This window comes from Paenibacillus ihumii (assembly GCF_001403875.1).
Lineage (GTDB): Bacteria > Bacillota > Bacilli > Paenibacillales > Paenibacillaceae > Fontibacillus > Fontibacillus ihumii.
The window spans coordinates 3,751,834-3,774,010 of record NZ_LN884299.1 but is presented as its reverse complement, the minus strand read 5'-3'; the positions used below and the strand labels follow the sequence as shown (position 1 = coordinate 3,774,010).

The 22,177-nt window shown below is 46.5% G+C and carries 30 protein-coding genes and 1 pseudogene; 24 read left to right on the top strand and 7 right to left on the bottom strand.

Annotated elements, in window-relative coordinates:
* Positions 1 to 406 precede the first annotated feature (406 nt).
* The 10 genes from BN2762_RS24165 to BN2762_RS24135 all read left to right on the top strand — a co-directional run bounded on the left by BN2762_RS24165 (position 407) and on the right by BN2762_RS24135 (position 6,390).
* On the top strand, positions 407 to 2,668 hold the full coding sequence (locus BN2762_RS24165; RefSeq protein ID WP_055109362.1) for a glycohydrolase toxin TNT-related protein: 2,262 nt from the start codon (positions 407 to 409) through the stop codon (positions 2,666 to 2,668).
* Complete coding sequence (locus BN2762_RS24160) at positions 2,665 to 2,895, top strand: hypothetical protein (RefSeq protein WP_055109361.1); 231 nt, start codon at positions 2,665 to 2,667, stop codon at positions 2,893 to 2,895. Before BN2762_RS24165 ends, BN2762_RS24160 begins: the two co-directional genes overlap by 4 nt.
* 312 nt (positions 2,896 to 3,207) lie before the next feature.
* Positions 3,208 to 3,462, top strand: a complete 255-nt coding sequence (locus tag BN2762_RS24155; protein ID WP_055109360.1) for a hypothetical protein — start codon at positions 3,208 to 3,210, stop codon at positions 3,460 to 3,462.
* A 76-nt stretch (positions 3,463 to 3,538) separates the two neighbouring features.
* Positions 3,539 to 3,781 carry a hypothetical protein gene (locus BN2762_RS24150; protein WP_055109359.1) on the top strand — a complete coding sequence of 81 codons (243 nt, stop codon included), beginning with the start codon at positions 3,539 to 3,541 and terminating at the stop codon, positions 3,779 to 3,781.
* A gap of 9 nt (positions 3,782 to 3,790) precedes the next feature.
* Positions 3,791 to 3,886 (top strand): glycohydrolase toxin TNT-related protein, encoded by a 96-nt coding sequence (locus BN2762_RS28370; RefSeq protein WP_074048683.1) that lies wholly within the window; start codon positions 3,791 to 3,793, stop codon positions 3,884 to 3,886.
* Between the two features lie 262 nt (positions 3,887 to 4,148).
* Positions 4,149 to 4,715: an RNA 2'-phosphotransferase gene (locus tag BN2762_RS24145; protein WP_055109358.1), complete on the top strand. Its 567-nt coding sequence runs from the start codon at positions 4,149 to 4,151 to the stop codon at positions 4,713 to 4,715.
* Between the two features lie 16 nt (positions 4,716 to 4,731).
* Positions 4,732 to 5,475, top strand: a complete 744-nt coding sequence (locus tag BN2762_RS24140) for a spermidine synthase (protein WP_055109357.1) — start codon at positions 4,732 to 4,734, stop codon at positions 5,473 to 5,475.
* Between the two features lie 230 nt (positions 5,476 to 5,705).
* A complete protein-coding gene (locus BN2762_RS28240; protein ID WP_316246828.1) occupies positions 5,706 to 5,864 on the top strand; it encodes a hypothetical protein in 159 nt (52 codons plus the stop codon).
* Positions 5,798 to 5,944 carry a hypothetical protein gene (locus BN2762_RS28235; protein ID WP_316246830.1) on the top strand — a complete coding sequence of 49 codons (147 nt, stop codon included), beginning with the start codon at positions 5,798 to 5,800 and terminating at the stop codon, positions 5,942 to 5,944. Before BN2762_RS28240 ends, BN2762_RS28235 begins: the two co-directional genes overlap by 67 nt.
* Positions 5,929 to 6,390: a DinB family protein gene (locus tag BN2762_RS24135; protein ID WP_055109356.1), complete on the top strand. Its 462-nt coding sequence runs from the start codon at positions 5,929 to 5,931 to the stop codon at positions 6,388 to 6,390. The genes BN2762_RS28235 and BN2762_RS24135 overlap by 16 nt, the downstream gene beginning before the upstream one ends.
* Positions 6,391 to 6,474: 84 nt before the next feature.
* On the opposite strand, the gene BN2762_RS24130 is transcribed toward BN2762_RS24135, so the two are convergent.
* The 6 genes and pseudogenes from BN2762_RS24130 to BN2762_RS24105 all read right to left on the bottom strand — a co-directional run bounded on the left by BN2762_RS24130 (position 6,475) and on the right by BN2762_RS24105 (position 10,128).
* Positions 6,475 to 6,966 carry a pyridoxamine 5'-phosphate oxidase family protein gene (locus tag BN2762_RS24130; RefSeq protein ID WP_055109355.1) on the bottom strand — a complete coding sequence of 164 codons (492 nt, stop codon included), beginning with the start codon at positions 6,964 to 6,966 and terminating at the stop codon, positions 6,475 to 6,477.
* 286 nt (positions 6,967 to 7,252) lie between these two features.
* Positions 7,253 to 7,591: a P-loop NTPase family protein gene (locus tag BN2762_RS27950; RefSeq protein WP_230202588.1), complete on the bottom strand. Its 339-nt coding sequence runs from the start codon at positions 7,589 to 7,591 to the stop codon at positions 7,253 to 7,255.
* Positions 7,519 to 7,812 (bottom strand): ATP-binding cassette domain-containing protein, encoded by a 294-nt coding sequence (locus tag BN2762_RS27945; protein WP_055109353.1) that lies wholly within the window; start codon positions 7,810 to 7,812, stop codon positions 7,519 to 7,521. The genes BN2762_RS27950 and BN2762_RS27945 overlap by 73 nt, the downstream gene beginning before the upstream one ends.
* Before the next feature lie 24 nt (positions 7,813 to 7,836).
* Positions 7,837 to 8,666: pseudogene (locus BN2762_RS24115) on the bottom strand (NAD(P)H-binding protein).
* A complete protein-coding gene (locus BN2762_RS24110) occupies positions 8,663 to 9,577 on the bottom strand; it encodes a helix-turn-helix transcriptional regulator (protein WP_055109352.1) in 915 nt (304 codons plus the stop codon). The pseudogene BN2762_RS24115 and the gene BN2762_RS24110 overlap by 4 nt, the downstream one beginning before the upstream one ends.
* 83 nt (positions 9,578 to 9,660) lie before the next feature.
* The gene (locus BN2762_RS24105; protein WP_055109351.1) at positions 9,661 to 10,128 is read right to left on the bottom strand and encodes a hypothetical protein; all 468 of its coding nucleotides are present in this window, start codon (positions 10,126 to 10,128) and stop codon (positions 9,661 to 9,663) included.
* Between the two features lie 383 nt (positions 10,129 to 10,511).
* Here BN2762_RS24105 and BN2762_RS24100 point away from each other — a divergent pair, with 383 nt between their 5' ends.
* The 14 genes from BN2762_RS24100 (at position 10,512) to BN2762_RS26620 (ending at position 20,903) form a co-directional block, all read left to right on the top strand.
* The gene (locus BN2762_RS24100; protein WP_074048760.1) at positions 10,512 to 10,949 is read left to right on the top strand and encodes a phage tail terminator family protein; all 438 of its coding nucleotides are present in this window, start codon (positions 10,512 to 10,514) and stop codon (positions 10,947 to 10,949) included.
* Positions 10,942 to 11,136, top strand: coding sequence for a YqzN/YkzM domain-containing protein (locus tag BN2762_RS24095; RefSeq protein ID WP_055109349.1), 195 nt, complete (start codon positions 10,942 to 10,944; stop codon positions 11,134 to 11,136). Before BN2762_RS24100 ends, BN2762_RS24095 begins: the two co-directional genes overlap by 8 nt.
* Positions 11,137 to 12,462 (top strand): phage tail sheath family protein, encoded by a 1,326-nt coding sequence (locus BN2762_RS24090; RefSeq protein ID WP_055109348.1) that lies wholly within the window; start codon positions 11,137 to 11,139, stop codon positions 12,460 to 12,462.
* Positions 12,463 to 12,477: 15 nt separating this feature from the next.
* Entirely contained in the window at positions 12,478 to 12,939 is a 462-nt protein-coding gene (locus BN2762_RS24085) for a phage tail tube protein (protein WP_055109347.1), read from the top strand.
* 20 nt (positions 12,940 to 12,959) lie between these two features.
* Entirely contained in the window at positions 12,960 to 13,367 is a 408-nt protein-coding gene (locus tag BN2762_RS24080; protein ID WP_055109346.1) for a phage tail assembly chaperone, read from the top strand.
* A gap of 201 nt (positions 13,368 to 13,568) precedes the next feature.
* Positions 13,569 to 15,455 (top strand): tape measure protein, encoded by a 1,887-nt coding sequence (locus BN2762_RS24075; protein ID WP_148500002.1) that lies wholly within the window; start codon positions 13,569 to 13,571, stop codon positions 15,453 to 15,455.
* Positions 15,456 to 15,480: 25 nt separating this feature from the next.
* On the top strand, positions 15,481 to 16,158 hold the full coding sequence (locus tag BN2762_RS24070; protein WP_055109344.1) for a LysM peptidoglycan-binding domain-containing protein: 678 nt from the start codon (positions 15,481 to 15,483) through the stop codon (positions 16,156 to 16,158).
* Between the two features lie 10 nt (positions 16,159 to 16,168).
* Positions 16,169 to 17,122, top strand: a complete 954-nt coding sequence (locus tag BN2762_RS24065; protein WP_055109343.1) for an XkdQ/YqbQ family protein — start codon at positions 16,169 to 16,171, stop codon at positions 17,120 to 17,122.
* Positions 17,122 to 17,463, top strand: a complete 342-nt coding sequence (locus BN2762_RS24060; protein WP_055109342.1) for a DUF2577 domain-containing protein — start codon at positions 17,122 to 17,124, stop codon at positions 17,461 to 17,463. The genes BN2762_RS24065 and BN2762_RS24060 overlap by 1 nt, the downstream gene beginning before the upstream one ends.
* The gene (locus BN2762_RS24055) at positions 17,460 to 17,855 is read left to right on the top strand and encodes a DUF2634 domain-containing protein (RefSeq protein ID WP_055109341.1); all 396 of its coding nucleotides are present in this window, start codon (positions 17,460 to 17,462) and stop codon (positions 17,853 to 17,855) included. The genes BN2762_RS24060 and BN2762_RS24055 overlap by 4 nt, the downstream gene beginning before the upstream one ends.
* A complete protein-coding gene (locus tag BN2762_RS24050) occupies positions 17,848 to 18,927 on the top strand; it encodes a baseplate J/gp47 family protein (protein WP_055109340.1) in 1,080 nt (359 codons plus the stop codon). Before BN2762_RS24055 ends, BN2762_RS24050 begins: the two co-directional genes overlap by 8 nt.
* Complete coding sequence (locus tag BN2762_RS24045; protein WP_230202587.1) at positions 18,920 to 19,501, top strand: putative phage tail protein; 582 nt, start codon at positions 18,920 to 18,922, stop codon at positions 19,499 to 19,501. The genes BN2762_RS24050 and BN2762_RS24045 overlap by 8 nt, the downstream gene beginning before the upstream one ends.
* The gene (locus BN2762_RS24040) at positions 19,501 to 19,779 is read left to right on the top strand and encodes a hypothetical protein (protein ID WP_055109339.1); all 279 of its coding nucleotides are present in this window, start codon (positions 19,501 to 19,503) and stop codon (positions 19,777 to 19,779) included. Before BN2762_RS24045 ends, BN2762_RS24040 begins: the two co-directional genes overlap by 1 nt.
* Positions 19,780 to 19,781: 2 nt before the next feature.
* Positions 19,782 to 20,903 (top strand): phage tail protein, encoded by a 1,122-nt coding sequence (locus BN2762_RS26620; RefSeq protein ID WP_055109338.1) that lies wholly within the window; start codon positions 19,782 to 19,784, stop codon positions 20,901 to 20,903.
* 453 nt (positions 20,904 to 21,356) lie between these two features.
* On the opposite strand, the gene nfi is transcribed toward BN2762_RS26620, so the two are convergent.
* Positions 21,357 to 22,031 carry a deoxyribonuclease V gene (nfi, locus tag BN2762_RS24030; protein WP_055109337.1) on the bottom strand — a complete coding sequence of 225 codons (675 nt, stop codon included), beginning with the start codon at positions 22,029 to 22,031 and terminating at the stop codon, positions 21,357 to 21,359.
* Positions 22,032 to 22,177: the final 146 nt, after the last annotated feature.

Below are 22,177 nucleotides of genomic sequence, written 5' to 3'. Positions count from 1 at the left end.
AAGGTGGTAACGGAAAAGTTGCCGCCTTTTTAGATGTAATCAGTGCATCAACCCTGGCTTGAATATGCGAAAGTTCTCCGAACTGAAGAACAGTTGATTCTCCTTGAGCGAATGCTTCGAAGAGCAGAATGATAGTAGCTTATCTCATGCTTGAATTAGGATGAATGACTTTAGATTCATTGAACGCATTAATAGATTTATGGTGTAGTAAAGAGAGTCTCAAGACCATTAGTCATACTAAAATAAGACTTTCTACTTACTCTCCAAATGATTGAAGACTCTAATAAGTGAGTGATAGTACCTCTGACTCATGATAAAATTTCCCATTGCTGCTATTCTTTTTTGTATAATTTGGTGAAAATTTGTAGTACAAAAGCAGGTGAGGGAGATAAGTAGTAAGCAAAGTGTGAATACGGACAGACTGATCCAATTGTCCCAAGATATGAAACGCCTCGACCAGTTTATTGAAGAGCGGATTGCAAGATTACAAACGGATATCCAAGATGTAGTTCGTTTGACTAGAAGGAATTATCCTGAATCTATGGATGTAGGAGCCGCAGCTAATCGGGCGGAGGAAACACTGTATGATATACGGAAGCAAGCAAAATCTATCCATGATCAATTACATAATAAAAGTGATCTGTTGAAATCCATAGCTAGGCAATACGCTGAAGAAGAGGCTAAAATCAAGACTTTAGTGAAGAAGGGTTCGGTGAAATTCTCAATTCAGCCCGGATTCCGCAAAGAATTGGCCGCAAAGTATCCAATTAGCTCTTCGGCAAATGTCACGAAACGTCTTAGTCTGCTTGACCTGATTAAAAATGCCATTCAACTGGCGAAGCAAATCACTTTAGAATCCAGACTGAGCAAATTTAGGGAAGATGAACAAATTAGCGCCTATTTTGAAATGCTGCATAGCGGGAGTGCTGAAGAGCGTTTATTTGCAGAACAGCAGCTTACGTTAATTAAAAATGCCTTCGACCAAATTGCTCAATACCAAACGGAGTACGCGATTTATAGCAAGTTTGGCAACCAGAAGTATATGGATGAAGCTCATCGATTGGCGGAGCAAGCACGGGCACAGCTATCAGGTCTTGGCGTATCGGAGAAATGGTTTGCGGCTGATGTCAATTTAAGAGATCACTACTTAGGCTCACCTCTCAACGCACTTCGGTATGATCCTTATAAAACAGATGGCTCGGCCATGCCTGTCCTGAGTGAACTGCGTTTCGCCATTGCACTTGGCATGATTAACTTGAAATATCAGAACTGGGCAAGAGAACGCTACGAATTCATTGAGGCAGGGGCAATTGCAGCAGAGGCGAGACGACGAGAAATTCAACTTAAGGTGGAGGAATATAATCAGGTCGTCTCGAAAGAGAATATTGAATATGTGCAGCAGTTTTTAGCAGAATTAAATCTATATCATGGCGAAATAACGGGAAAATATAGTCCAGAGCTGTTAAGTGCCGTTGAAAGATTCCAGGACAATTTTAACTCTAGTGAATTATCTTCGGAGCTTCAGTATAAGTTCGAGGTTAATGGAAAGATTGATCATAGCGTATTAAATCTGATTTATATGAACAAGGGTCTCGTTGAACCAATGCCTAATATTTTTAATATGTGCTTTATTCCGGAGCGATTGGTGGATACGAGAAACCCATTTGAAAAATCAATAGACAGCTTCAAGGAAATCGGCTCTGATATTAAGACGGCAGCAGATGAGCGGTGGAATAAGGCGTTTGATTCACCTGGCGATTTCTTGAATTATTTAAGCTTCGGCATTCCCAAAGGAATTTACGATGGCTATGTCTATCGAGCTGAGAACAGGAATGAATCAGTATATACTTATATTGATTGGTTATCCTCTGGAGTATTGTCCGGGGTGTATGAACCGTTGGTAGGCGTTATTACTACGGACGATCCATATTCTAAGGATCATTGGCTAGATAGTGCGGGGCTCGCAGGAACGTTTTTTGGTCTGGGGGTAGTAAGGAAGGCGTTTAAATCCAGCTCCAAAGGCAGCGGGGGGTCATTTAAAAGTAATACTACGCCGGAATTTAATAAGAAAGAGCAACCAGTGATTGATGGGACTGCTGATGGTAGTGGTTCGTGGGACACCCGTAAGCCGATGTTTGGGGAAGATTGGGACAAGTACTTTAAGGAAAAATACGGGGAAGATGCAGTTGAGTGGCGAACTAAGGGGACCGGTGAAGTTAAAAAGGTAATTTCTGAAATGGATAGGGCTAAATTATCTGGTTGGAACTACCCTCCAAATGATGGGTTGTATTTAAAGTATAAGGATGTATTTGATAATCCTAAATATTATAATCAAGAAACAGGCGCAATAAATTGGCCTAAAAACGATGGGTTTTTAAATACTCCGATCGAGGAAACTTTACAACCTGGATTTAGGATAGATAGATATGGTTATGATACAGGTACATTTGTTTCGCCAGAAGGTATTCCTTATGGAATGAGGGCTGTTGCACCAGGTACAGATTTAAGACCCTATAGCGTATTTGAAGTCGTTGCTCCTATTGAAGTTAAGGGAGGGAAGATAGCACCATGGTTTGATGAAGTTGGAGGCGGTATACAATACGTATTGCCAGATACAGTTGAAAATTTATTAGAAGCCGGAATACTAAGGAGGATTACACCACAATGAAGGTAAAAGAACTAGAGCAAAAATTGATAGAAATTAATGTGCCTAAGGATATTTATTCGATATTAAAAGGGGGGCTTCCAAATGAACAGTATTGTATAACTAGGGATGGAGATAATTGGGAAGTATATTATAGTGAAAGAGGAAACAAATCAGGATTAAAAATATTTGATGATGAAGATATGGCCTGTGAATATTTTTATAATAAAGTAGCAAAATATGCAAAATAAATTAACTTGTTTTCAGGAGGCATTGATTTAATGATAGAGCATCGAGATGGGTCTCTGTTGTATATCATCACGAGGGTTACCCAGTGCCGAATGAATCCATTTTTCAACCAATAACACATATAACGCATGTAATACCTGTTGTTTTTTATAAATTGCTGTAAAAGTCCACCACGACGATAAAGAAGATGAGAAGGTAATATCCATCTTTAAGGATGACTAGCAGGACAATCGGTTGTTTCGAAACAATAGAAAACACATAACTAAAAAGTATGATAATGCATATTTTTCTTCTTAAATAATGAAAAACAATATGTGGTTGTTGAGGCAGGGCAAAACTATTCTCAAGACCAAATTTTTTATCTTTCCTTTGAGGGTAAACAGATTTTTCTATTTGTTGAGCGTCCCCCGCAAGGCTTTGATTTTAATTATTTATCGACCTTAAAGAACCAGCCATCTGTTGTATGTGAAGGTGATGAGGATAATACTGATATTTATAGAAGAAATGGTTGGAGCTTTATTATCGATACAAAGACAGGTGATATGACCAAAGGAAATTTAGCATATTGAACTAGGTGCAAGGCTTATTCCAACTTGAATCATAAGTTAGGGATGAGCCCTTTTTGCATGTAGGAGAATGATTTGTATGACAAGAGAAGAAGCGCTAAAGATAATCAAGAAAGAAAAATTGAAGAATTTTAATTTGTACGGTGATCATGCCCATAGAGCGAATGAAGTTGTAATTAGAAAGGTATTTACAGGATGGAGTGTCTATACGGTAGATGAGAGAGAAAGTGTAATCTCTGAGGTACTATACGATTCTGAGAGTGATGCATTGGAAGACTTTATCGAAAGGTTAAGGGCTGATAAAATACTGAGTGAGCTATAGTATAAGCCAATGGAAGTTAAAGCTGGCAAGGTTTCTACATGGTTTGGTCAAACTGGTGGCGGAGTACAATATTCCTTGGTAAAGGAAGATGTGACAACTTATTAATGAAGTTTTACTTAGAAGTTGTTAGGGAGGTTATCAACTAATGAGAGTTGATGAATTAATAAAACTAATAAGAAATAGTAAAGCGAATAGATTTAGCTATTCCATAAATGGTATTTCATTCTTGGTGCATACGCTGCGGGGTGTTCTGGAATAACCCGTCATTGGTCGCAGTATGGTGGAAAAGAGCTGCTGTAGTGAAGGGATGGGACATTCTCTGATCGTATTGAGTAAGCCGGATATGCTATGAAAGGAGGAAGGTATAATGAGACAAAGTAAACCAGACGTAGAGCTTGGGCGGTTCCTGAGCCTGATCCTGCGTCATAATCCCGGAGCTGTGGGGATCAAGCTTGACGCGAATGGCTGGGCGGACGTTAAGGAGCTTCTGGCAGGTATGCAGCGTGCAGGACGTGCCGTTGACATGGATACTCTGGAACGGATTGTGCGAGAGAATAGCAAACAGCGCTATAGCTTTAATGAAGACCACAGCAAAATTCGCGCCAACCAAGGGCACTCCATTGCCGTAGATGTTGAGCTTAAAGTAGAAGCCCCGCCAGAATACTTATACCATGGCACGGCAACGCGATCCGTTGACAGTATACGCATGCAGGGAATTACGAAGCAATCCCGGCAGCACGTACATCTCACGGAGGAGAGGGAGACGGCCATCCGTGTTGGCGGCCGCCACGGCAAGCCCGTTGTCCTGACGGTTCGGGCAGGAGCTATGTATCGGGATGGATTCACCTTTTATAGGTCGGAAAATCAGGTATGGCTGTGTGATCACGTCCCGTGGGAATACATCGCCAAATCATATCGGTTCAATTCAACATAGAAGGGAATCAGGTCGCTTGAAATTGTTGTATAAGACCTTCAGCCAAGGCCATGAGGTTGCCGTATATGAGGCAGTGGAACTGGATGGAGAGAAGGGGATTTTTCGCGTGCTTCAATTTTCGGAGGAGGCGGTACAAGGGGTCATGGATATGGCTAATCCGGAGCGTGTCGTGCTGGAATACCTTCGTGCAATCTGCCACTTGATGGAATATAACCACACCTCATTTGAACGTGTATTCTTAATCGGACATGGGATTGGCACCCTTTCCCGGTGTTTTTCGGACAGATCGTTTGATGTGGCGGAGTTAGATGAAGCAGTTGTAGATATTAGCCGGGAGTGGTTTGGTTATTCCAAGGATGATGTGAGGGTCGGTGACGGCCGGAAGCTAATGGAGAGCGAGCCTCCGCATGTTTATGATTATGTCGTCCTGGATGCCTTTTCACCTAAGGGGACGCCTGGCCATCTTCTGTCCAGCGAGTTCTTTCACATGGCCGCAAGCAAGCTGGATCACCACGGTTCGCTGATCATGAACCTTATGGGCAGAGGCGAGCAGGATCGCTGGATGAATGCAATACATAGCACGCTTAGCGAAGTGTTTCCTTATACAAAATGCTTTGCTTTACCTGTCGAAGGGGACAGGGATCTCCGCAATATTATTATGATGGGCAGCAAACGAAGCATCCATGTTCAACTTCGGCATATGGCGGGATTTAGCGAGTTTGCGGCAGGGCAGGGTTATATTATCTATGACCGTAGTTGAGGCCGACTTTGGTCGGGTGCAGGGTTGTAAGGAGTAACAATAAAGCAGATTCAACGTCAGTTTATTAGTTCAGGAGCCTAACCAGATGTCCCTTAATTTGAGGAAGGAAAAGAGGGGAATTTCGATGGCTAAATGGGATAACATGCTGTCCATGCTCTGGATGCTGCGCTCCGGAAGGAAGCTCACCGCTGCGCAGAAACGCTAACAGTTTGGAGATTAGCGTCCGCACCGTGCATCGATATATCGATGCATTATGTGCCAGCGGTGTACCGGTAATTGCAGAATCAGGCCACGATGGCGGGATTCGCATTATGGACAGCTTGTGGACGCATTTAAATTTGCGCAAGGCACAGGCTATCCGTATACGGAGGAGTTACAAAATGCATTGAAGAAGGTGGAGAACGGGCTGCACGGAGCGATCGAGAGGCCCGGTTTCTGCTCGATGTCCCGACAATGTTCGCTCACCTAGGGCAGCTTCCAGAGGATGTATTTCATTCAGAGGTGACGAGCGTGTTCCCATCTGTAGCGCAAACGCTCGGACATATGTACTTATTCGAGCAGCTCTATATGTCAGTGCTCGCGGGAGAACCGAACGAGAATATTTTTTCGAAGATCCCGGAGTGGACAGAGGAAACGCAGGGAAAAACCGTAGACGGGATGCAGCGACTGTTCGCCGGTGTAACTGAGCAGTTCCGCGATTTGCTCCGGCGTACGCCGGAGCCGGACAAGGCGATGACGATTGAGCATCCAAAGTATGGCCGGCTCGATACGCATTTCTCCGATATTCTGCATCATGTGGTCAATCACGGGACGTATCACCGTGGTAATGTGACCGCGATACTGAAGCAGCAAGGGTATGCTGGGGTACCAACGGATTATTTATTTTATTTGATGGAGTGCCAGGAAAGTCGATAGTAATCCTGGCAGGCGAGTGACTTCGCCACTAGCCGGATGCGGCCGCTTCAAACGGCCGGAGAACCCCGCCAATATAACATGGTCTCAAGTCAAATGAACAATCTGATTCATATCCGTCCCCTCAGTATTCTTGCCTAACATTCTGCGGAACAAGAATTTGACCATTTTGAATTTATTGCCCGAGTCCCAATACTCCGCAGTTTCCGCATTTACCTTAATGAGAACCAGATTAGGATCGTCAGAAGTGGTTTCAAGCAGCTCCTCGTACATCGGATTCCAAAATTGTTGCAATTTCTCCTGATCCTCCACCAATTCAGCTTTACCGCGGATAGAGACAAAGGACTTTCCTACATAGGCTACGTTCACATGTTGATTATGAAGCAGCTCGTGGAATTTGCCGCTATCCTTTTTTGTCAGGAACCAAAGAGTCCCGTCAAACTCGACATCCTGGGTTTTCATGGGCCGAGATACGAGTCCTTCTTCTGAAACAGTCGTTAGCATCGCGGTTTCGATCCCTTTGATTAATTCATGAACGTTTTTTATCGCTTCCTGATTGCCGGTAACAGAACTCGTCATGTTCTCATCCTTTCAACAATTTTATATTTTATCATCTGTTCTGTTACCCTTCCCTAATCCGAAAAAAAGTAGTACATGCTGGCTTATGCTATACAAAGGCTATGAATTTGTCCCTGCGATCCGGGGAAAGCGGAGGATTCATGATTTGGCTTTTAGACAGATCAGGATAATAGCGGGTGCCTTCGGCAGCCAACGGACGAATCCGTCATTAAGAAGGCGCACGCTAAACAATTGCGGATTCATCATCCTGAAGAGGATCTCGAGGTTACCAGCCTCTTCGCGAAGCCTATGAATGGACGAAGAAACAGGTCAGAGTACTACAATAGGCACCATCTTCTTCCGAATGGATTGTTAGCTTAAATTCGCTTGCGAGCAGACGACTAACGCTGGCTGAATCGGTCCCCTCCGCCAGTCGGATCGTCAGCGTCTTGCCGCCGGAATATGTTCCGGCGGTTCGGCTGCCCGCATCCTCCAATTTGAACGATTTGAGCAATTTTTCTGCAAGCGCATGGGCATCCTTGCGCGAATAGCCGTGAAGTCCTGCGAACAGGGTCAGGTTTTGCCAGCCGGTAAGCGACTCATCCAGCGCGGCGTACTGGCCTGTGACACTGATCTGTCTGCGCACAACAGCGGCATCTTCACCACGTCGTATCCACAAATGCTTGCCGTTCCCTCGTCCGGACGCAGCAGTGTGGTCAGCATATGGATCGTCGTTGTCTTGCTGGCGCCGTTCGGACCGAGGAGCGCGAACAGCTCCCTTTGCCGAATCGCTAGGTTCACTCCGCATACTGCCTCATGCGTCTGGAACGATTTGCGCAAGCCATGAGCTTCAATGGCGTAGGCCATCTTTCACCCCTCCTCTGACCCTCTTTAGGATAGAAACATCCGCTTATGCTCGTCGGCCCACTCGGCAAACGTCCGGGCTGGCCGCCCAAGTACTTGCTCAACCGTCGGCAACACGGTATAGCCAGCCTCTGGCGGATTTTTCGCGATCTGTACGAAAAAATCAACGCTCTCCTCGTCGTAGCCCTGAGCCCGCCATTGCTGACGTGCTTCTTCCTCGGTCAGCTCGATGAAGGGGATGCCCTTACCGACCGCCGCTGCGATCGCGCGAACCGTTTCTTGACGTGTCAGCGCTTCGGGTCCAGTCAGCGGATAGCTTCGACCGTGATGTCCCCCGCCTAATAGTGCCTCGACAGCAACGGCGGCAATATCGCCTTCATGTACCCGCGCGCTCAGCGCGTCCCCGTAGAACTCCCGCACGACGCCTTCCGCTCGGATGGTCTCCCCCCAATCCGCCAGCACGTTGGCCATGAATTCGACCGGCTTAACCAGCGTCCATTGCATGCCGCTGGCCCGCAGCGTTTCCTCTACGATGCCTTCCTCATAGCCGACCAGAACGACAACTCGCTTCACGCCGGCAGCTTCTGCCAGCGCTATTACTTGAGGGTCCGTGTTGAGATCAGCATGGGGTTCGTCGCTGGAGATAATCAAGAACATGGCCTCGATCCCTTGCAACGCTTCCTTTAGTGTCTCCGGCTTCATCAGATCGCCCGCAGCGATCTCTACGCCTTCCGGCAGCTTGGCTTTTGCCCGTTTGGATGACGCGTTAGCGCCCTTACGGAACTTCCCCGCTGTACCAACAGCTCCGTTACATGTTGTCCAACCGTTCCTGTTGCCCCTGTCACCAAAATCGTCATATTCCATTTCCTCCTCGTTTTTTCGCATAATGCTGGCGGATAGCTTCGATATGGGCGATGACATCACCCTGCAGTTCAGCCGGCGATACAATCTCGACGTTCGTTCCGTAGCTGGCAATGACCGATAACGCATACTCTTTTTTGTAAAAGGTCGTGTGCACATCGATCCAATCCCCCTGATACGTGCATTCACCCGGAAATTGCTCGAATACGCGGGTGCGAACCGCCAGGCCGAAGCGAAGATGGGCGCAAATTCCTTGAATTTCACTCTCTTCCGACTCGTCTGGAATTTGCCGTGGGACGAATATTTCGCCGCACACGTCGAGCGAGGCGATTCGCGACACGCGAAAATACCGTTTCGATTGCCGCGATCGACAGTACCCTTCCAAGTACCAGACGCCTTTTTCCCACAAGAGATTCAGAGGCTCCACGCTGCGCTCGGTTGTCTTGCCGGATGTGCTTGTGTATTCCAGCCTGACGACGCAGGACTGCCGTACAGCTCGGAAAAGCTCCTGAACAATATCCCTCTCATAGTCCGACGTGCTGATGCTTAGAATGACGGCTTCATGGCTTCCTTCGTTCGCAAGATCCGGATTCAGGCTGGCCAGCTTCCGCATTGCGGGTGCCACGACACCTCCCATAGCGCTTTCCATCGCCTTCAAAAGCGTATAGATCACCGACAAGTCATTGACCGAGAAGTGCTGCCTCGTCAGGAAAAATCCGTTCATCAACTCGAACCCGCCGTCCGCACCGGTAAACGAAGCGACCGGGATGCCAGCCTGATTGATCAGTTCGACATCACGGTAGACGGTCCGAATCGAAACCTCGAACTTGGCGGCGAGTTCCGCAGCGGTTACTCTTTTTTTGGCCATCAGTTCCAGTGCGATTCCCAGCAAACGATCCAGTCTCATGGATATCCTCCCCCTCGGTCAGTGAAGTGTGGTCATCTGTCTCTTATCCTAAACTAACAATCCTGACAACATAGTTGTCAGGATTAAAAGCGAGGTGTTTTCTTTTTCAATACTTTTTTGATGTTGTTGCTATGCTTGCTATAAGCCACATCGACTCCGGCTTGTCCGGATGCTCCGCCGGAATGGCAAAATGAACCAACGATATAGCAAGGCATCCCCTCCTTGAGTGATTTTATTGTATCACTTTCGAAATAAGTGTCCAGATGAATTGTATCCGTAGAGAGCGAGCCTGGGGTCGGCCCAAGAATGAGCATACAAATTCCGATGACGAAAGAGGGGACAGCTCCTATGATCAGAACGTTAATCGGCTTGGCGTCAAAGGAACTTTGGCCGGGAACGCGCTTGCTTTTAAGAGCCCGGTCGAAGGCCGGATTGTGATCGTGGCGAACCCGTTCAAGAGCTGTCGCTGCAGATCGGAACCGAGTCCTTCTCCTGCGAGCTGCCGGTATTATCGTATGATATTTAAAGGGCATGCGGACTTGAATTTTCATGCATTATACAAATCAAAGGCCGCAACCTGTCCGCTCCTTGACCGGAGCCTGTCCCACTTTGCCAAAATAACCAGGCTATAATGATAGTGTGGGAATGAGACTCACGGACACCACAAAAGGGCAGACAACTTATGTCATGGCCGGCAATTTCGCCGGCTTTTTTTGTTGTGGTGCAAACTCCAGATCCATTCCCGCTCACGATGGATGATAAGAAAGGAGGAGGCTATGAACGCAATGCAGGAAAGGCTGGCTGATTTGCGGCCCAATACCCTTATGCCACCCGAAGAAAGATTGCGAATGGATCAGGCATACTCATGACCGAAGCATATCGGTCTTTTTTTACGAACAAAATCAACGCGAGAATGGCAGAAAGGCGTGCTGCTATGAACAAAGTAAGTTCAAATCGCTTTCGTCAGGAAATCGCAGGCGCTCTGGCGGAAGCATTTCCTGGCATAACAGTCTATGACGAAGAGATTGAGCAGGGCCTGCAAACACCATATTTCAAGGTTCAATTGCTTACAACATCCCAAGTACAAGAACTGGACAGGCGCTATCACCGTACTCATACCTTCGACATTGGCTTTTTCCCGGAAGGCCCGCAATACAACGAAGAGGCTCATGCGACCGCAGAAATACTCTATGATGCGCTAGTGGCAGTAGAGATCGATGGCGAATTATACCGGGGACTGAATATGAAGCATGAAGTTAATGATCAGACATTGCATTTCTTTGTGGATTATAACTTCTGGGTGTGGAAGCCGAAGCCGGAAACACCGAAAATGCAAACACTCGAGCAGGAGGGATTCTTAAATTATGGCTAAAAAAGAGGAAGATACCAAACAAAAGACGAACGCAGCTCGATTTACAAAGGAACAATTTGTGCAATCTGAGCAATGGCAAGGTGTTGATCGAGATATCCTTAGCATCGTACTGGAGGATAACAAGACTTATACAATCACACAAGCGACACAGTTAGTAGAACAATTTATGAGCAGAGAGGTGAAGTAAATGGGCGGCACTTGGACTACACAAAACAAAGTATTGCCTGATGTGTACATTAATTTCAAATCTGAAGCACAGGCGCTTGGTAAATTAGGAGAACGAGGGACATTGGCGGTTCCCGCTCATCTGCCTTGGGGCAAAGAAGGAATTACCACACTTGAAGCAAGCACATTTATGCAGAACTCGTTAGCTGCTATCGGTTTTCATGCGGTTGACCCACGGATCAGGCATATTGCTGCGGCACTTTCCCATGTTAATAAGGTATTGATTTATCGCCTAGGAGCAAACGGGGCAGTGAAGGCAAGCGTTGTGTCAGGCAGCTTGACCGCGACGGCTAAATACGGCGGCTCACGAGGGAATGATCTGAAGGTCTCGATCCAGTCCAACATAGATATGCTGGGCTTTTTTAATGTCATTACGTATTTGGATCAGGAGGAAGTGGATATTCAGACTGTTGAAAAAGCAGAGGATCTGGTATCCAATGACTTTGTGGACTTTAGCGGTACAGGCGAGTTGACAGACGCTGCTGTGACCTCCTTGGAGGGCGGGGCGGACGGTTCTGGCGGAGCTGGGGAATATACCGCAGCCCTTGCAGCCTTTGAGGCGGAGGAATTTGACGTGTTGGCTGTGCCTACAGAAGATAGTGTCATTAAATCACTCGCAACAGCTTATACCAAGCGTCTCCGGGACAACGAGGGGAAGAAGTTTCAGACTGTACTATGTAACTATCCTGAAGCGGATCATGAAGGAGTAATCAGCCTGAAAAACGGTGTCGTGACCGCTGACGGCTTAACGGTAGAACCGACCTCTCTGGTATGGGAGATTGCAGCCATGGAGGCAGGGGCAAGCGTAAATCAATCGTTGACTTATGCGGTGATCCCTAACGCTGTCGATGCATCTCCGAAATATACGAAGACAGAGCTTGTTCAGGCGATCAGTAACGGTGAAATGGTGCTTACTGCCGATAATGGCCAGGTACGAATTGTGCAGGATATTAATACGCTTAAGACATTTACGATGGACCGGGGTAAGCCATTTAGCAAAAACCGGATTATTCGCACCTTGGACGCCATCGCTAATGATATATCCAGAGTGTTCAAACAGCATTTCCTTGGCAAAGTATCCAATGATGCAGACGGGCGAAATCTGTTTAAAGCCGAAGCGGTCTCTTATCTCGAGAGCCTGCAGGATATGGGTGCGATCCAAAACTTTGATTCTCAAAAGGATATTGAAGTGCTGCCGGGCAAGGATGCAGATTCCATTGGAATCAATCTTTGGATTCAAGCGGTGGATAGCGTCGAAAAAATTTATATCAGTGTCACAGTACGTTAAGGGAGGGGTTCAACCATGGGAGTATTTAATGTTAAAGATGCCATTAGCGGCAAGACTGCAAGAGCTTTTGTAACCGTCAACGGACGGGTGGAGGAATTGCTCTACGGGAAGACCGGGGAGGCCACCGCCGAGAAAAACAAAGTGGATGTGCCTGTGCTCGGTAAAACGAATACGCCACAGCGTGCTGCTGGATGGAAAGGCACCGGTACGCTGACGGTCTATTATGTAACATCAATGTTTAGGGAATTGATGATCAACTATATTAAAACAGGTGAGGATTTTTGGTTTGATCTCATGATGGTCAACGAGCAGCCGGGGAGTGCTGCCGGTAAACAAACCATCATTCTCAAAAACTGCAATGTCGATAGTCTGATCCTCTCCAAATTTGATGCCACCAGCGACGATATGCTGGAGGAGGAAATTCCGTTCACGTTTGAGGATGTGGACATGCCGGATATGTTTAATACTATTCAATAAAAGAGAAAGAGGGAATAGATATGAGCTTGCAAGATTTTTTGAACGCTAACCCCATTGATGGTCTGACGGAAGAAGTGACCGTGTCCAAGCGGTTTAAGGATGCAGAGGGAAACCTGTTAAAGTTCAAGATCAAGGCCATGACCGGTCCTGATTTTGAGGAGCTTCGCAAACGTTCAACCACCATCCTTAAAAAAGGGAAGGTAGAGTTTAATGCGCAGCAGTTTAACACTACATCTGTCATCAATAATACGCTAGTACCTGACTTTAAAGATGCGGAGTCCATCAGCAAGCTTGGTTGCACCACTCCTGAGCAATACGTAAACAAAGTGCTGTTGCCCGGTGAGATTGCAACGCTTGCCGAACACATCCAACGCCTGAGCGGTTTTGATGTTGGGATGGAGGATCTGGTGGAAGAAGCAAAAAACTAATCCGGGAGGGCGACAGTGAGGCAAATTATGCTTACTATGCCCTCCACAAGTTTCATAAATGGCCCAGTGAGTTTTTAGCCCTTTCTAGAGAAGAGAGGGCTTTTGTTATGGCTTGCATTGATGAAAGGGTGGCAGCGGAAGATAAGGCGGCGAAAAAGATGAAGAGATAGTTATTTGCTTCGAAAGAAGGTGAAGTACAAAGTGGCAACAGTGCAAGCGACTCTGAATTTGATTACCAATCATCAGAAGATGATTCACATGACGCAGGTAATCAACAACAATTATATGCAAATAAATAACACATTAAATCAGGCAAATATTAATATGAACAATGGCGTAAAGCAAACGGAGTCCTTAGCTAAAATGCTCGTTGGTGTTATAGCCAAAGGTGTGAAGCTTGCCCAACAACTAGGGGGAGTGATCGGTGGGGCCATGGCGGTGTCCGATGAGATGGCTGCTACCCACGCCCGTTTAGCTTTTGTTAATGATGGTTTACGCACCCAGGCACAGTTACAACAACAGGTTTTAGATATAGCTAACAGAACAAGGACAAGTTATAGTGCAACATCCGGGTTAGTTACCAAGCTTGGAGTAGGCACGCAAGGTTTATTCAAGAACAACGATGATTTGCTTGATTTCACGGATAAATTTAATAAATCCCTCGTGATTAGTGGAGTTTCGGCAGCAGATGCTGAAAGTGCTATGCAACGTATGTCTCAAGCGTTGGGAGATGGGGTTGTGCAAGGCGATGAACTCCGCCAGCTTTTGGATACCGCTCCGGGCATGATTCAGATTCTATCAGGTGGGTTGGGAGTTTCCGGCGGACAATTGATGCAAATGGCAGCTAACGATGAACTTACAGCCGATCAATTCGTTATGGCTTTCCAGAATCAATCGGGACAGATTGACAAGATGTTTGAGGAAATGCCAGTGACCTTCGGTGGTGCGATGACTGTTCTCGACAATATCATTAAGGGCTGGATCGGGAGCTTAGGGGAAGCCGGAGGCCCATTAACAAGAATTACCGAACTGGTAGTTCTGTTAACCACTTACTTGCAGTCTGATGCCGTGGCAAATTTTCTGGATGGATTAGCAGTGGGCATATCCGAGGCAGTATCGTGGATGATTCAACTAGTCGAATATGCAGCTCAAGTCTTTAGCTTCTTTTATGAAAATTGGTCCCTTCTCGGTCCGATAGTATGGGGGTTGGCGGCTGCGATCGCGGGGGTAACGTTAGCGATAAAGGCGGCAGCCATAGCCCAAGCGATATGGGATGCTATTATGGGAGCTAATCCCATCGTTTTAATCATAACCTTGATTGTATCCTTAATTTTGATCCTCTATAAACTGTGGACAACCAACGACGATTTTGCAGCTGGTGTTATGCGGGTATGGAACGCTATTCTTAATTTCTTTGATCTGTTTCCGGCGTATTTCTGGCAGTTGGTTGAATGGATGATGGTTCCTTTTAAGGTTTGGGCGCAAACGATCGGGAAATTGTTTGACCATGTAATCAATAACATCATCAATGGTATAAATGTCGTATTAGGCCTGATAAATAGTGTTACTGGGTCAACGTTTGCGTTACAAGGGAAGTTTAGCATGGAGGATTTAGCTGACGAGATCGCTGATTTCGCCGGCGCTAAAAAAGATGAAGCCTATGCGAGAGCAGCGAAAAAGGCACAGGAACGAGAACAAAAGGTGTTGGATATGCTGGCGGACAGGGCTGCAAATAGAGCAAAACAACAAACAGATCAAGAAGCGCAGGGGGGACCCGGTGGATCGGACAGTTCCTTATTCAATCAAACCGGTATGCTTTCATCAACCAATAACACTATTGACAAGGTGAATCAGGTGGGGAGTGTTGGAAAAATTGAAGACAAGGTGGATATCAGTAGTGAAGACCTCAAAACGATGCGTGAGCTGGCAGAAATGAAGTCCATCCAAAACTTTGTAACGCTAACACCTACCGTATCCGTCAGTACTGGGGATATTAACAATGGAGCAGATTTGGATTCGATCATATCGCAAATTGCAGTTACATTGGAGGAAGAAATAGCATCAAGTGCATCGAGAATATACGCTTAAATGAAAGATAGAAGGGGGGATATCCGTGGATAAATACAGTCTCACCCTGTCATTCAACAATGGAGCCGAAGCCATAGAATTCCCGGTGCTTCCGGGTAAAATTGAGGTTCAATCCAGCGGGGATAGTAAGACATACGATATATCTATGTTAGGCGAAATTAATGTCATCAAGAATATGAAGCTGAAGGAAATTGCATTTGAAAGCTTCTTCCCGGCGAGTTGGTTTCCAGGAGTCAATGTAGAACGCAGAGCGATGTTCAAGCCGGCTTATTACATTGATGAAATCCAAAAATGGCAAGGAAAAAAACGCCCGGTCCGGTTGGTGCTCACCGGTTCGAATTTAAATATTAATATGGCAGTGAGCATTGAAAAGTTTAGCTGGAGTGAAGAGGCCGGCACTGTTGGGGACATACACTACCAAATCGCGTTTAAAGAATATCGTTTCTACGCCGCGAAGAAGGTCAAATTTATACAGGATGCAACAGGCAAAGAAACGGCAATATCTGATAACCAGTCAGCGTCGCGCGCAGATGCACGGGTACAGCCTGAGACTTATACCCTTGTTGCTGGGGACAACCTTTGGAAAGTGGCTAAACAATTTCTGGGTGATGGTAGTAAATATAAGCAAATACAAACGCTGAATGGGATCAAAGACAGTGAATTAAAACGGCTGCCCATTGGTAAAGTTATTAAGCTGCCATAGGAGGGGTAACATGCTGCAAGTGATCACGGACGATAAACAAGGCGGTATGTATGATATATCGGAGCTTATTACGGATGCAACCTGGAAAACATCCAGGATCGGCAAGCCGGGAAGTCTGGATTTTACGATGCTGCAAGATCGTAATTATATGATTCAAAACGGGGATATCGTTGCTGTGAAGTACGAGGATAAGCCCCTTTTTTATGGCTATGTATTTTCAATCGGACGAAGCCAAGAAGATACGCTCAAGATCAAGGCGTATGATCAGATTCGATACTTAACTGCTACAGATACCTACGTATTTAAAAATAAGACGGCAGCAGCGATTATCAAGCAGATTGCCAACGACTTCGAGTTGAAGTGGGGCCATATCGCAGATACCAAATATGCAATTCCCAATTTGATCGAGGATGGTCAGAAGCTGATTGATATCATTGACAAAGCTTTAGCACTCACAACGGTCAACACGGGAAGCATCTATGTGTTTTACGACGACTACGGTAATCTGGCGTTGCAGAATGTAAAGGATATGAAGCTGGATATAGCGATCGGGGACGAAAGTTTGATGACCGGGTTCAGCTTTGAAAAGAGCATCGACAGCGAAACGTATAACCAGATCAAGCTGGTACGTGACAACAAAGACACCAAGAAGCGGGATGTGCATATCGCCCAGGATAGCGCCAATATGGCTAAATGGGGGAGGCTACAGTACTACGAAAAAGTTGACGAGAACATGAATGACGCTCAAATTCGTCAGCTTCTCGACCAGTTGGTCAAGCTTAAAAACCGCGAGACCAAAAGCTTGAAGGTGGATGCGCTTGGGGATCCGTCCGTTCGCGCTGGCTGTTATATCCATGTAGAAATCGGGGAATTGGCGATCAACCAGCTTTACTTGGTGGAGGAATGCTCCCACCGTTTCAGCGGCGAAGAATACACATTGCAAATTGAATTGAAGGTGATCTAATGAGTCTGGCCAATGCGATAAAGCAAATCACCATGAATCTGAATGAAGCAGAGCATCCTGTAGCGGTTATGTTTGGCACAGTGACCAAAGAACAGCCCCTGGAAATCCTCGTCGATCAGCGTTTATTGCTGGATGAGGATTTTTTTGTTCTGACCGAGCAGCTAACCAGGTATGAAATTGATCTGAAACATAGTCATCACATCAATGGTGGTTCAACCCAGGATGCGTTAACAGAAAAGATCGTTATTCGCGAGGGCCTAAAGGCGGGTGATGGTGTTTTGCTGTTAAGAATGCAGGGGGGACAACAATATGTGGTGCTGGATAAGGTGGTGAGATCATGATCCCGTTGGGCGGCAATTTAATGACAGCTGAGGCGGCCCTGGAAACAAGCCGAACATATGGCATAGATTTTCATAGAGGCCGGTGCACGGGCATGATTGACGGTTTGGATGCGGTCAGGCAAGCCGTGTATAAAATACTCCAAACCGACCGGTTCGCGCACCTTATCTATGATGCGAATTACGGCAGCGAGTTAACAGGATTGCAGGGGCGAAGTCAGGGGTATGTGCGATCAGAAATAGATCGTCTTATAAAGGAAGCACTATTGGCGGACAACCGTATATCTGGAGTGGAGAACATGCAAATCACAATCACCGGGGATGTAGCGCTAGTCACGTTTACGGTAGTTTCTATCTTCGGGGATTTTAAAAGCGAGGTGACAATAAATGTATGAACACCAAACCTATGAACATATTTTGCAAAGGATGCTAGACAAGGTATCCCATCATGTCGATAAACGCCAGGGATCCATCATTTACGATGCTCTGGCTCCTGCTGCTGCGGAGCTGGCCCAGATGTACATGGAGCTGGACATAAACAACAATCTTGCATACGCCGATACGGCCACAGCAGAGTATTTGGAACGGCGCACAGCCGAGTTCGGGATTCACCGTGAACCAGCAACGAAAGCAAGGCGGAAAGCTTTGTTCTATGGCTCCAATAACGTACCTATTGATGTGCCAGCAGGTTCCAGGTTTTCGATCAACGATCTTGATTATGCTGCAGTCAGCAGGATCGGTACAGGCGAGTGGGTTGTAGAATGTGAAACGCCGGGGGTGATCGGCAATCAGGAGTACGGGGGAATGCTTCCCATCCATTATGTTGCAGGCCTGGTTCGCGCTGAACTGACGGATGTACTCGTACCGGGCGAGGATGCAGAAAGTGATGAAGCTTTGCGGAAGCGTTACATGGATGCGATTAACGAGCAGCCTTTTGGCGGCAACATCGCGGATTACAAGAAAAAGATTAACGAAATTTCCGGTGTAGGCGGCGTTAAAGTATTTCCGGTATGGAATGGCGGAGGGACGGTGAAGGCGACAATTCTCGCAGCCGATTTCAGCCAGCCGTCTCAAACGCTGATCGACGAGGTTCAAACACGGATTGATCCAGAACAAAATCAAGGCCAGGGCATGGGACTGGCGCCGATTGGTCATGAGGTGACGATCACGGGGGCCGAGGCGTGCGTAATGGATGTTGCAGCGTTATTGACGCTAGCTCCTGAAGCAGTTTTGGGACAAGTACAAAGTGATGTTGAAGATGCGATAAGCGCTTATCTGTTATCCCTCCGTCAAGCCTGGTCCAATGAGCCAGCTCTGATCGTTCGCTTGGCGCATATCGAATCTCGCATTTTAACTGTGCAGGGTGTAGTAGATGTGACCCATACGATGCTGAATGGAGCGGCAGCGAATGTCGTATTGACAGCTGAACAGATTCCAGTCATGGGGACGGTGACGCTGAGTGAATAGGTTCATGCAGTATCTCCCGGACATATACCATGATGTCGTGGATTTTGTGGAATTGACAGAGACGGAGTCGCAGGAATGGATCAGTGTTGAGCAGGCTATTAACCAATTACTAGATGATCAATTCGTAGTTAGTGCTTCGATGCAGGCGATTAAACGACGGGAAAAGATTCTAGGCATACAGGCCGACCCGGCGACGGAAACGCTAGAGTTCAGACGAAAGCGGCTGATCAATCGGTATTCTACGAAACCGCCGTTTACTGTCCGGTATTTGCAGCGCCAGCTCGATTTTTTGGTGGGGGCCGGACTAACGATTGTCAGTGTCGATCCGCAAGCCTTCATGTTAACCGTCACAACCAATCTTGATGATGCAGCCATATTCAAGGAGGTCGAACATACGGTTAAGGTGTTAAAGCCAGCGAATATGATCTATCAGCAGCAGACCAGCTTAGGGGATGTCATCGGCTTGGAAGAGAGGATAACTGGCAGGGAAATCGATTGGAACTATAGATTAGGCGAGTGGAAGCTGGGAGCAAAACCATTTGCCGACTTCGGCCCGGAGGTGGTGATTAAGTGATGGTCAGCTCTTTTTTGAGTGATGTGGCTCGATTTGTTGATGCGAATATTTCGAAGGTCGTGTTGAATGATATCGTCGAGATTACGAGCTTTAGTGTAAAGGAAGTAACCGGTTCAACTGTGGGAATGCAGTATATCGTCCCAGCCGCCGATGTGTCGCTAGTTACGAAAATTGAGCTTAAGGATGCGAATAACAACATTAAAACAACCAATAGCGTTTATGTACCGATCACGACAGATACTCTTCTGCTGCATACGGTACAAGTTAAGGAGGTATAGGGATGGCAAAGACAGACTGGAGCTTGAACGACACGGTTCAGCCGCAGGATATGAATGCGATCGGGGAAGAGATCAATCAACTGCGAGAAGATGTGGATCATATCGAAATCCCTCCGGCATCAGTAACGGAGGCGGGGATTGTGAAGCTCTCCAGTGCTACGAACAGCACTAGCGAGACTTTGGCAGCAACACCACGGGCAGTAAAGTCAGCGTATGATGCGGCCACAGCAGCGCAAACTACGGCGAATGCGGCTAATACAGCAGCGGCAGCAGCGCAAGCGAGGGCTGATTCGGCTTTTCAGCTTGGCAATGAGCGGAAAGCGGAAGTGGTTGCCGCGCTTGTTGCCAAAGGGATTTCGGCATCCACGAGCGAGAGTTGGAATTCGTTGATTGAGAAGATGGCAGGGATTATTAAGGCGACTGGGAATGCTACAGCGGCGGATGTGTTAAGCGGAAAGACGTTTAGTAACGCTAGCGGGAATAACCTGACCGGTACGATGCCGAACCAGGGCACAGGTGGTATTATAACGCCGGGGACGACGAATCAGACAAAAGCGGCGGGGTACTACAGTAGTCCGATAACTGTTCAAGGTGATGCAAAACTACTGCCAGCGAATTTGCCTAAAGATGTAACGCTGTTTGGTGTCACTGGGGTTCTAGAACGTATGACTACAACTGAGAAGACGGCTATTGCGAGAGCTATAACAAATAAAGGCGTGCTAGCTTCGATATCTGACACAAACACTGTGCTGGCGGGGAAAATAGATCAGATTGTTACAGGTATGAAGAGTGCTTCTGGTTCGTTAGAATTTTCAGGGAAGATAGATCAACGAACTATATCTAATCTAGATTTTACACCTCAATTGGCAGTAATTAGGGTTCAGCTTTATAGAGATAGTCGAGAAGGTGGCGATACAAACGGTTTTCAGCTATATGTATATTTTGTTGTCTCAAGAACATCTAGTAGTTACCGGTTTAATGGTAGGGTTAGTAGCCCTATATATGGAAGCCATGATGTGAGTGCTAGTTTAGGGGCAACATTTGGCGTAAACAATGTGATCGTAAGATTTGATGGGGAAAATGTGTATCCTTACCAAACTATGACTTATACAATTTACGGTTAGGAATAAAACGAAAGGTTTCAGACAGCTCAAAAGGATTGATTTAGAAAGAAAAACATAACCGGTGAGTTTATAAATTGGTAGGTGCTTTTTTAAATCCAAGTGTAGGAGTTTGTAATTTTAGATTTGGTATAAAAATGAATTGGGGAAATGGGTCAGAATCATCGATTCTATATACAAATGCTTTCTAGAGTAAAGGCGATCTGAAGAAAGAATATCTATTCGACAGATAACATCTTTAGCAGGGCCGTGGCAGGCGAGAAAGAAGCCTGCCCAAGCTGTGGAAATGCATTAATTTATCAAGGTGCAGACAGTGGTTTACATCCAAGTATCAGCTGCTCATCCGGGGATTACCACATCAGATTACTCTGAATCGGAGTGTATTCTAGAGAGACTTGGCTTTATCCAAGCGTAAGACAGTAAGAGCAAACTTGACAACATGATGCCTTAATCACTTCAAATCCCACCCAACACCCGATTCACCAGCTGATCCGCTTGGCGGGTCGTCTCCGGCAGGCGGTAACGCTGTGCCAGCTTCAATATCCAATCGCAGGCTGTCGCCAGTGAGATTTTGTGACCTACCGAGACGAAAATCGGCTTGATCCCATCCTGGGTTCGTAGCACGCTGCCAATAACTTCCCCATGATCGATCAATGGAGACATAGCCCCTCTATCCGTGCCGGGCTCCTCGAATTCCCCTAACAATCGTGTTTTGCCGCAGCCGATGGTTGGCAAGTCGAGGAGGACGCCCAAATGGCTAGCCAGGCCGAAGCGTCGCGGATGAGCCAAACCCTGCCCATCGCATACAATCAATTGCGGCGGCGTCTTGATCTGCTGAAATGCCTGAATGACCGGCGGGAGCTCCCTGAAAGAGAACAACCCCGGGATATAAGGGAATTTCACATGATCTTCAACAACGACAGATTCTGCAACTTTCAAGGAATCCGCCTCTAAAATTACGACGGCAGCGATTAGCTTGTCGCTGTGCTTGCTATAAGCCACGTCGACTCCGGCGACATATTTGACGTCAGTCAGACCATCCTCCGTTATCACTTGTCTTGCCAGCTCCTGCTGCAATTGAACAGCTTCCTCTTCCGTCAGCCTCCACGAGTGCATCGTTCCAAATTCCATATCGGTCCTCCAACATAATCAGGATTACTAGCATTGATTATAACCGATTTACAACCAATTATTGCTAGAGCAGGTCCATCATTATAATGTAATAATGATAACGCGATTCATAGAATCCAAGTATAATATGAGAAGGAAAATGTTTT

Bases quoted from the DNA above. Each gene is read 5' to 3' on its own strand.
- BN2762_RS24160 (WP_055109361.1), top strand. From the start codon at position 2,665: ATGAAGGTAAAAGAACTAGAGCAAAAATTGATAGAAATTAATGTGCCT.
- BN2762_RS24150 (WP_055109359.1), top strand. From the start codon at position 3,539: ATGACAAGAGAAGAAGCGCTAAAGATAATCAAGAAAGAAAAATTGAAG.
- BN2762_RS28370 (WP_074048683.1), top strand. From the start codon at position 3,791: ATGGAAGTTAAAGCTGGCAAGGTTTCTACATGGTTTGGTCAAACTGGT.
- BN2762_RS24145 (WP_055109358.1), top strand. From the start codon at position 4,149: ATGAGACAAAGTAAACCAGACGTAGAGCTTGGGCGGTTCCTGAGCCTG.
- BN2762_RS24135 (WP_055109356.1), top strand. From the start codon at position 5,929: ATGTTCGCTCACCTAGGGCAGCTTCCAGAGGATGTATTTCATTCAGAG.
- BN2762_RS24130 (WP_055109355.1), bottom strand. From the start codon at position 6,966: ATGACGAGTTCTGTTACCGGCAATCAGGAAGCGATAAAAAACGTTCAT.
- BN2762_RS27945 (WP_055109353.1), bottom strand. From the start codon at position 7,812: ATGGCCTACGCCATTGAAGCTCATGGCTTGCGCAAATCGTTCCAGACG.
- BN2762_RS24110 (WP_055109352.1), bottom strand. From the start codon at position 9,577: ATGAGACTGGATCGTTTGCTGGGAATCGCACTGGAACTGATGGCCAAA.
- BN2762_RS24105 (WP_055109351.1), bottom strand. From the start codon at position 10,128: ATGAAAATTCAAGTCCGCATGCCCTTTAAATATCATACGATAATACCG.
- BN2762_RS24100 (WP_074048760.1), top strand. From the start codon at position 10,512: ATGAACAAAGTAAGTTCAAATCGCTTTCGTCAGGAAATCGCAGGCGCT.
- BN2762_RS24095 (WP_055109349.1), top strand. From the start codon at position 10,942: ATGGCTAAAAAAGAGGAAGATACCAAACAAAAGACGAACGCAGCTCGA.
- BN2762_RS24090 (WP_055109348.1), top strand. From the start codon at position 11,137: ATGGGCGGCACTTGGACTACACAAAACAAAGTATTGCCTGATGTGTAC.
- BN2762_RS24085 (WP_055109347.1), top strand. From the start codon at position 12,478: ATGGGAGTATTTAATGTTAAAGATGCCATTAGCGGCAAGACTGCAAGA.
- BN2762_RS24080 (WP_055109346.1), top strand. From the start codon at position 12,960: ATGAGCTTGCAAGATTTTTTGAACGCTAACCCCATTGATGGTCTGACG.
- BN2762_RS24065 (WP_055109343.1), top strand. From the start codon at position 16,169: ATGCTGCAAGTGATCACGGACGATAAACAAGGCGGTATGTATGATATA.
- BN2762_RS24060 (WP_055109342.1), top strand. From the start codon at position 17,122: ATGAGTCTGGCCAATGCGATAAAGCAAATCACCATGAATCTGAATGAA.
- BN2762_RS24055 (WP_055109341.1), top strand. From the start codon at position 17,460: ATGATCCCGTTGGGCGGCAATTTAATGACAGCTGAGGCGGCCCTGGAA.
- BN2762_RS24050 (WP_055109340.1), top strand. From the start codon at position 17,848: ATGTATGAACACCAAACCTATGAACATATTTTGCAAAGGATGCTAGAC.
- BN2762_RS24040 (WP_055109339.1), top strand. From the start codon at position 19,501: ATGGTCAGCTCTTTTTTGAGTGATGTGGCTCGATTTGTTGATGCGAAT.
- BN2762_RS26620 (WP_055109338.1), top strand. From the start codon at position 19,782: ATGGCAAAGACAGACTGGAGCTTGAACGACACGGTTCAGCCGCAGGAT.
- nfi (WP_055109337.1), bottom strand. From the start codon at position 22,031: ATGGAATTTGGAACGATGCACTCGTGGAGGCTGACGGAAGAGGAAGCT.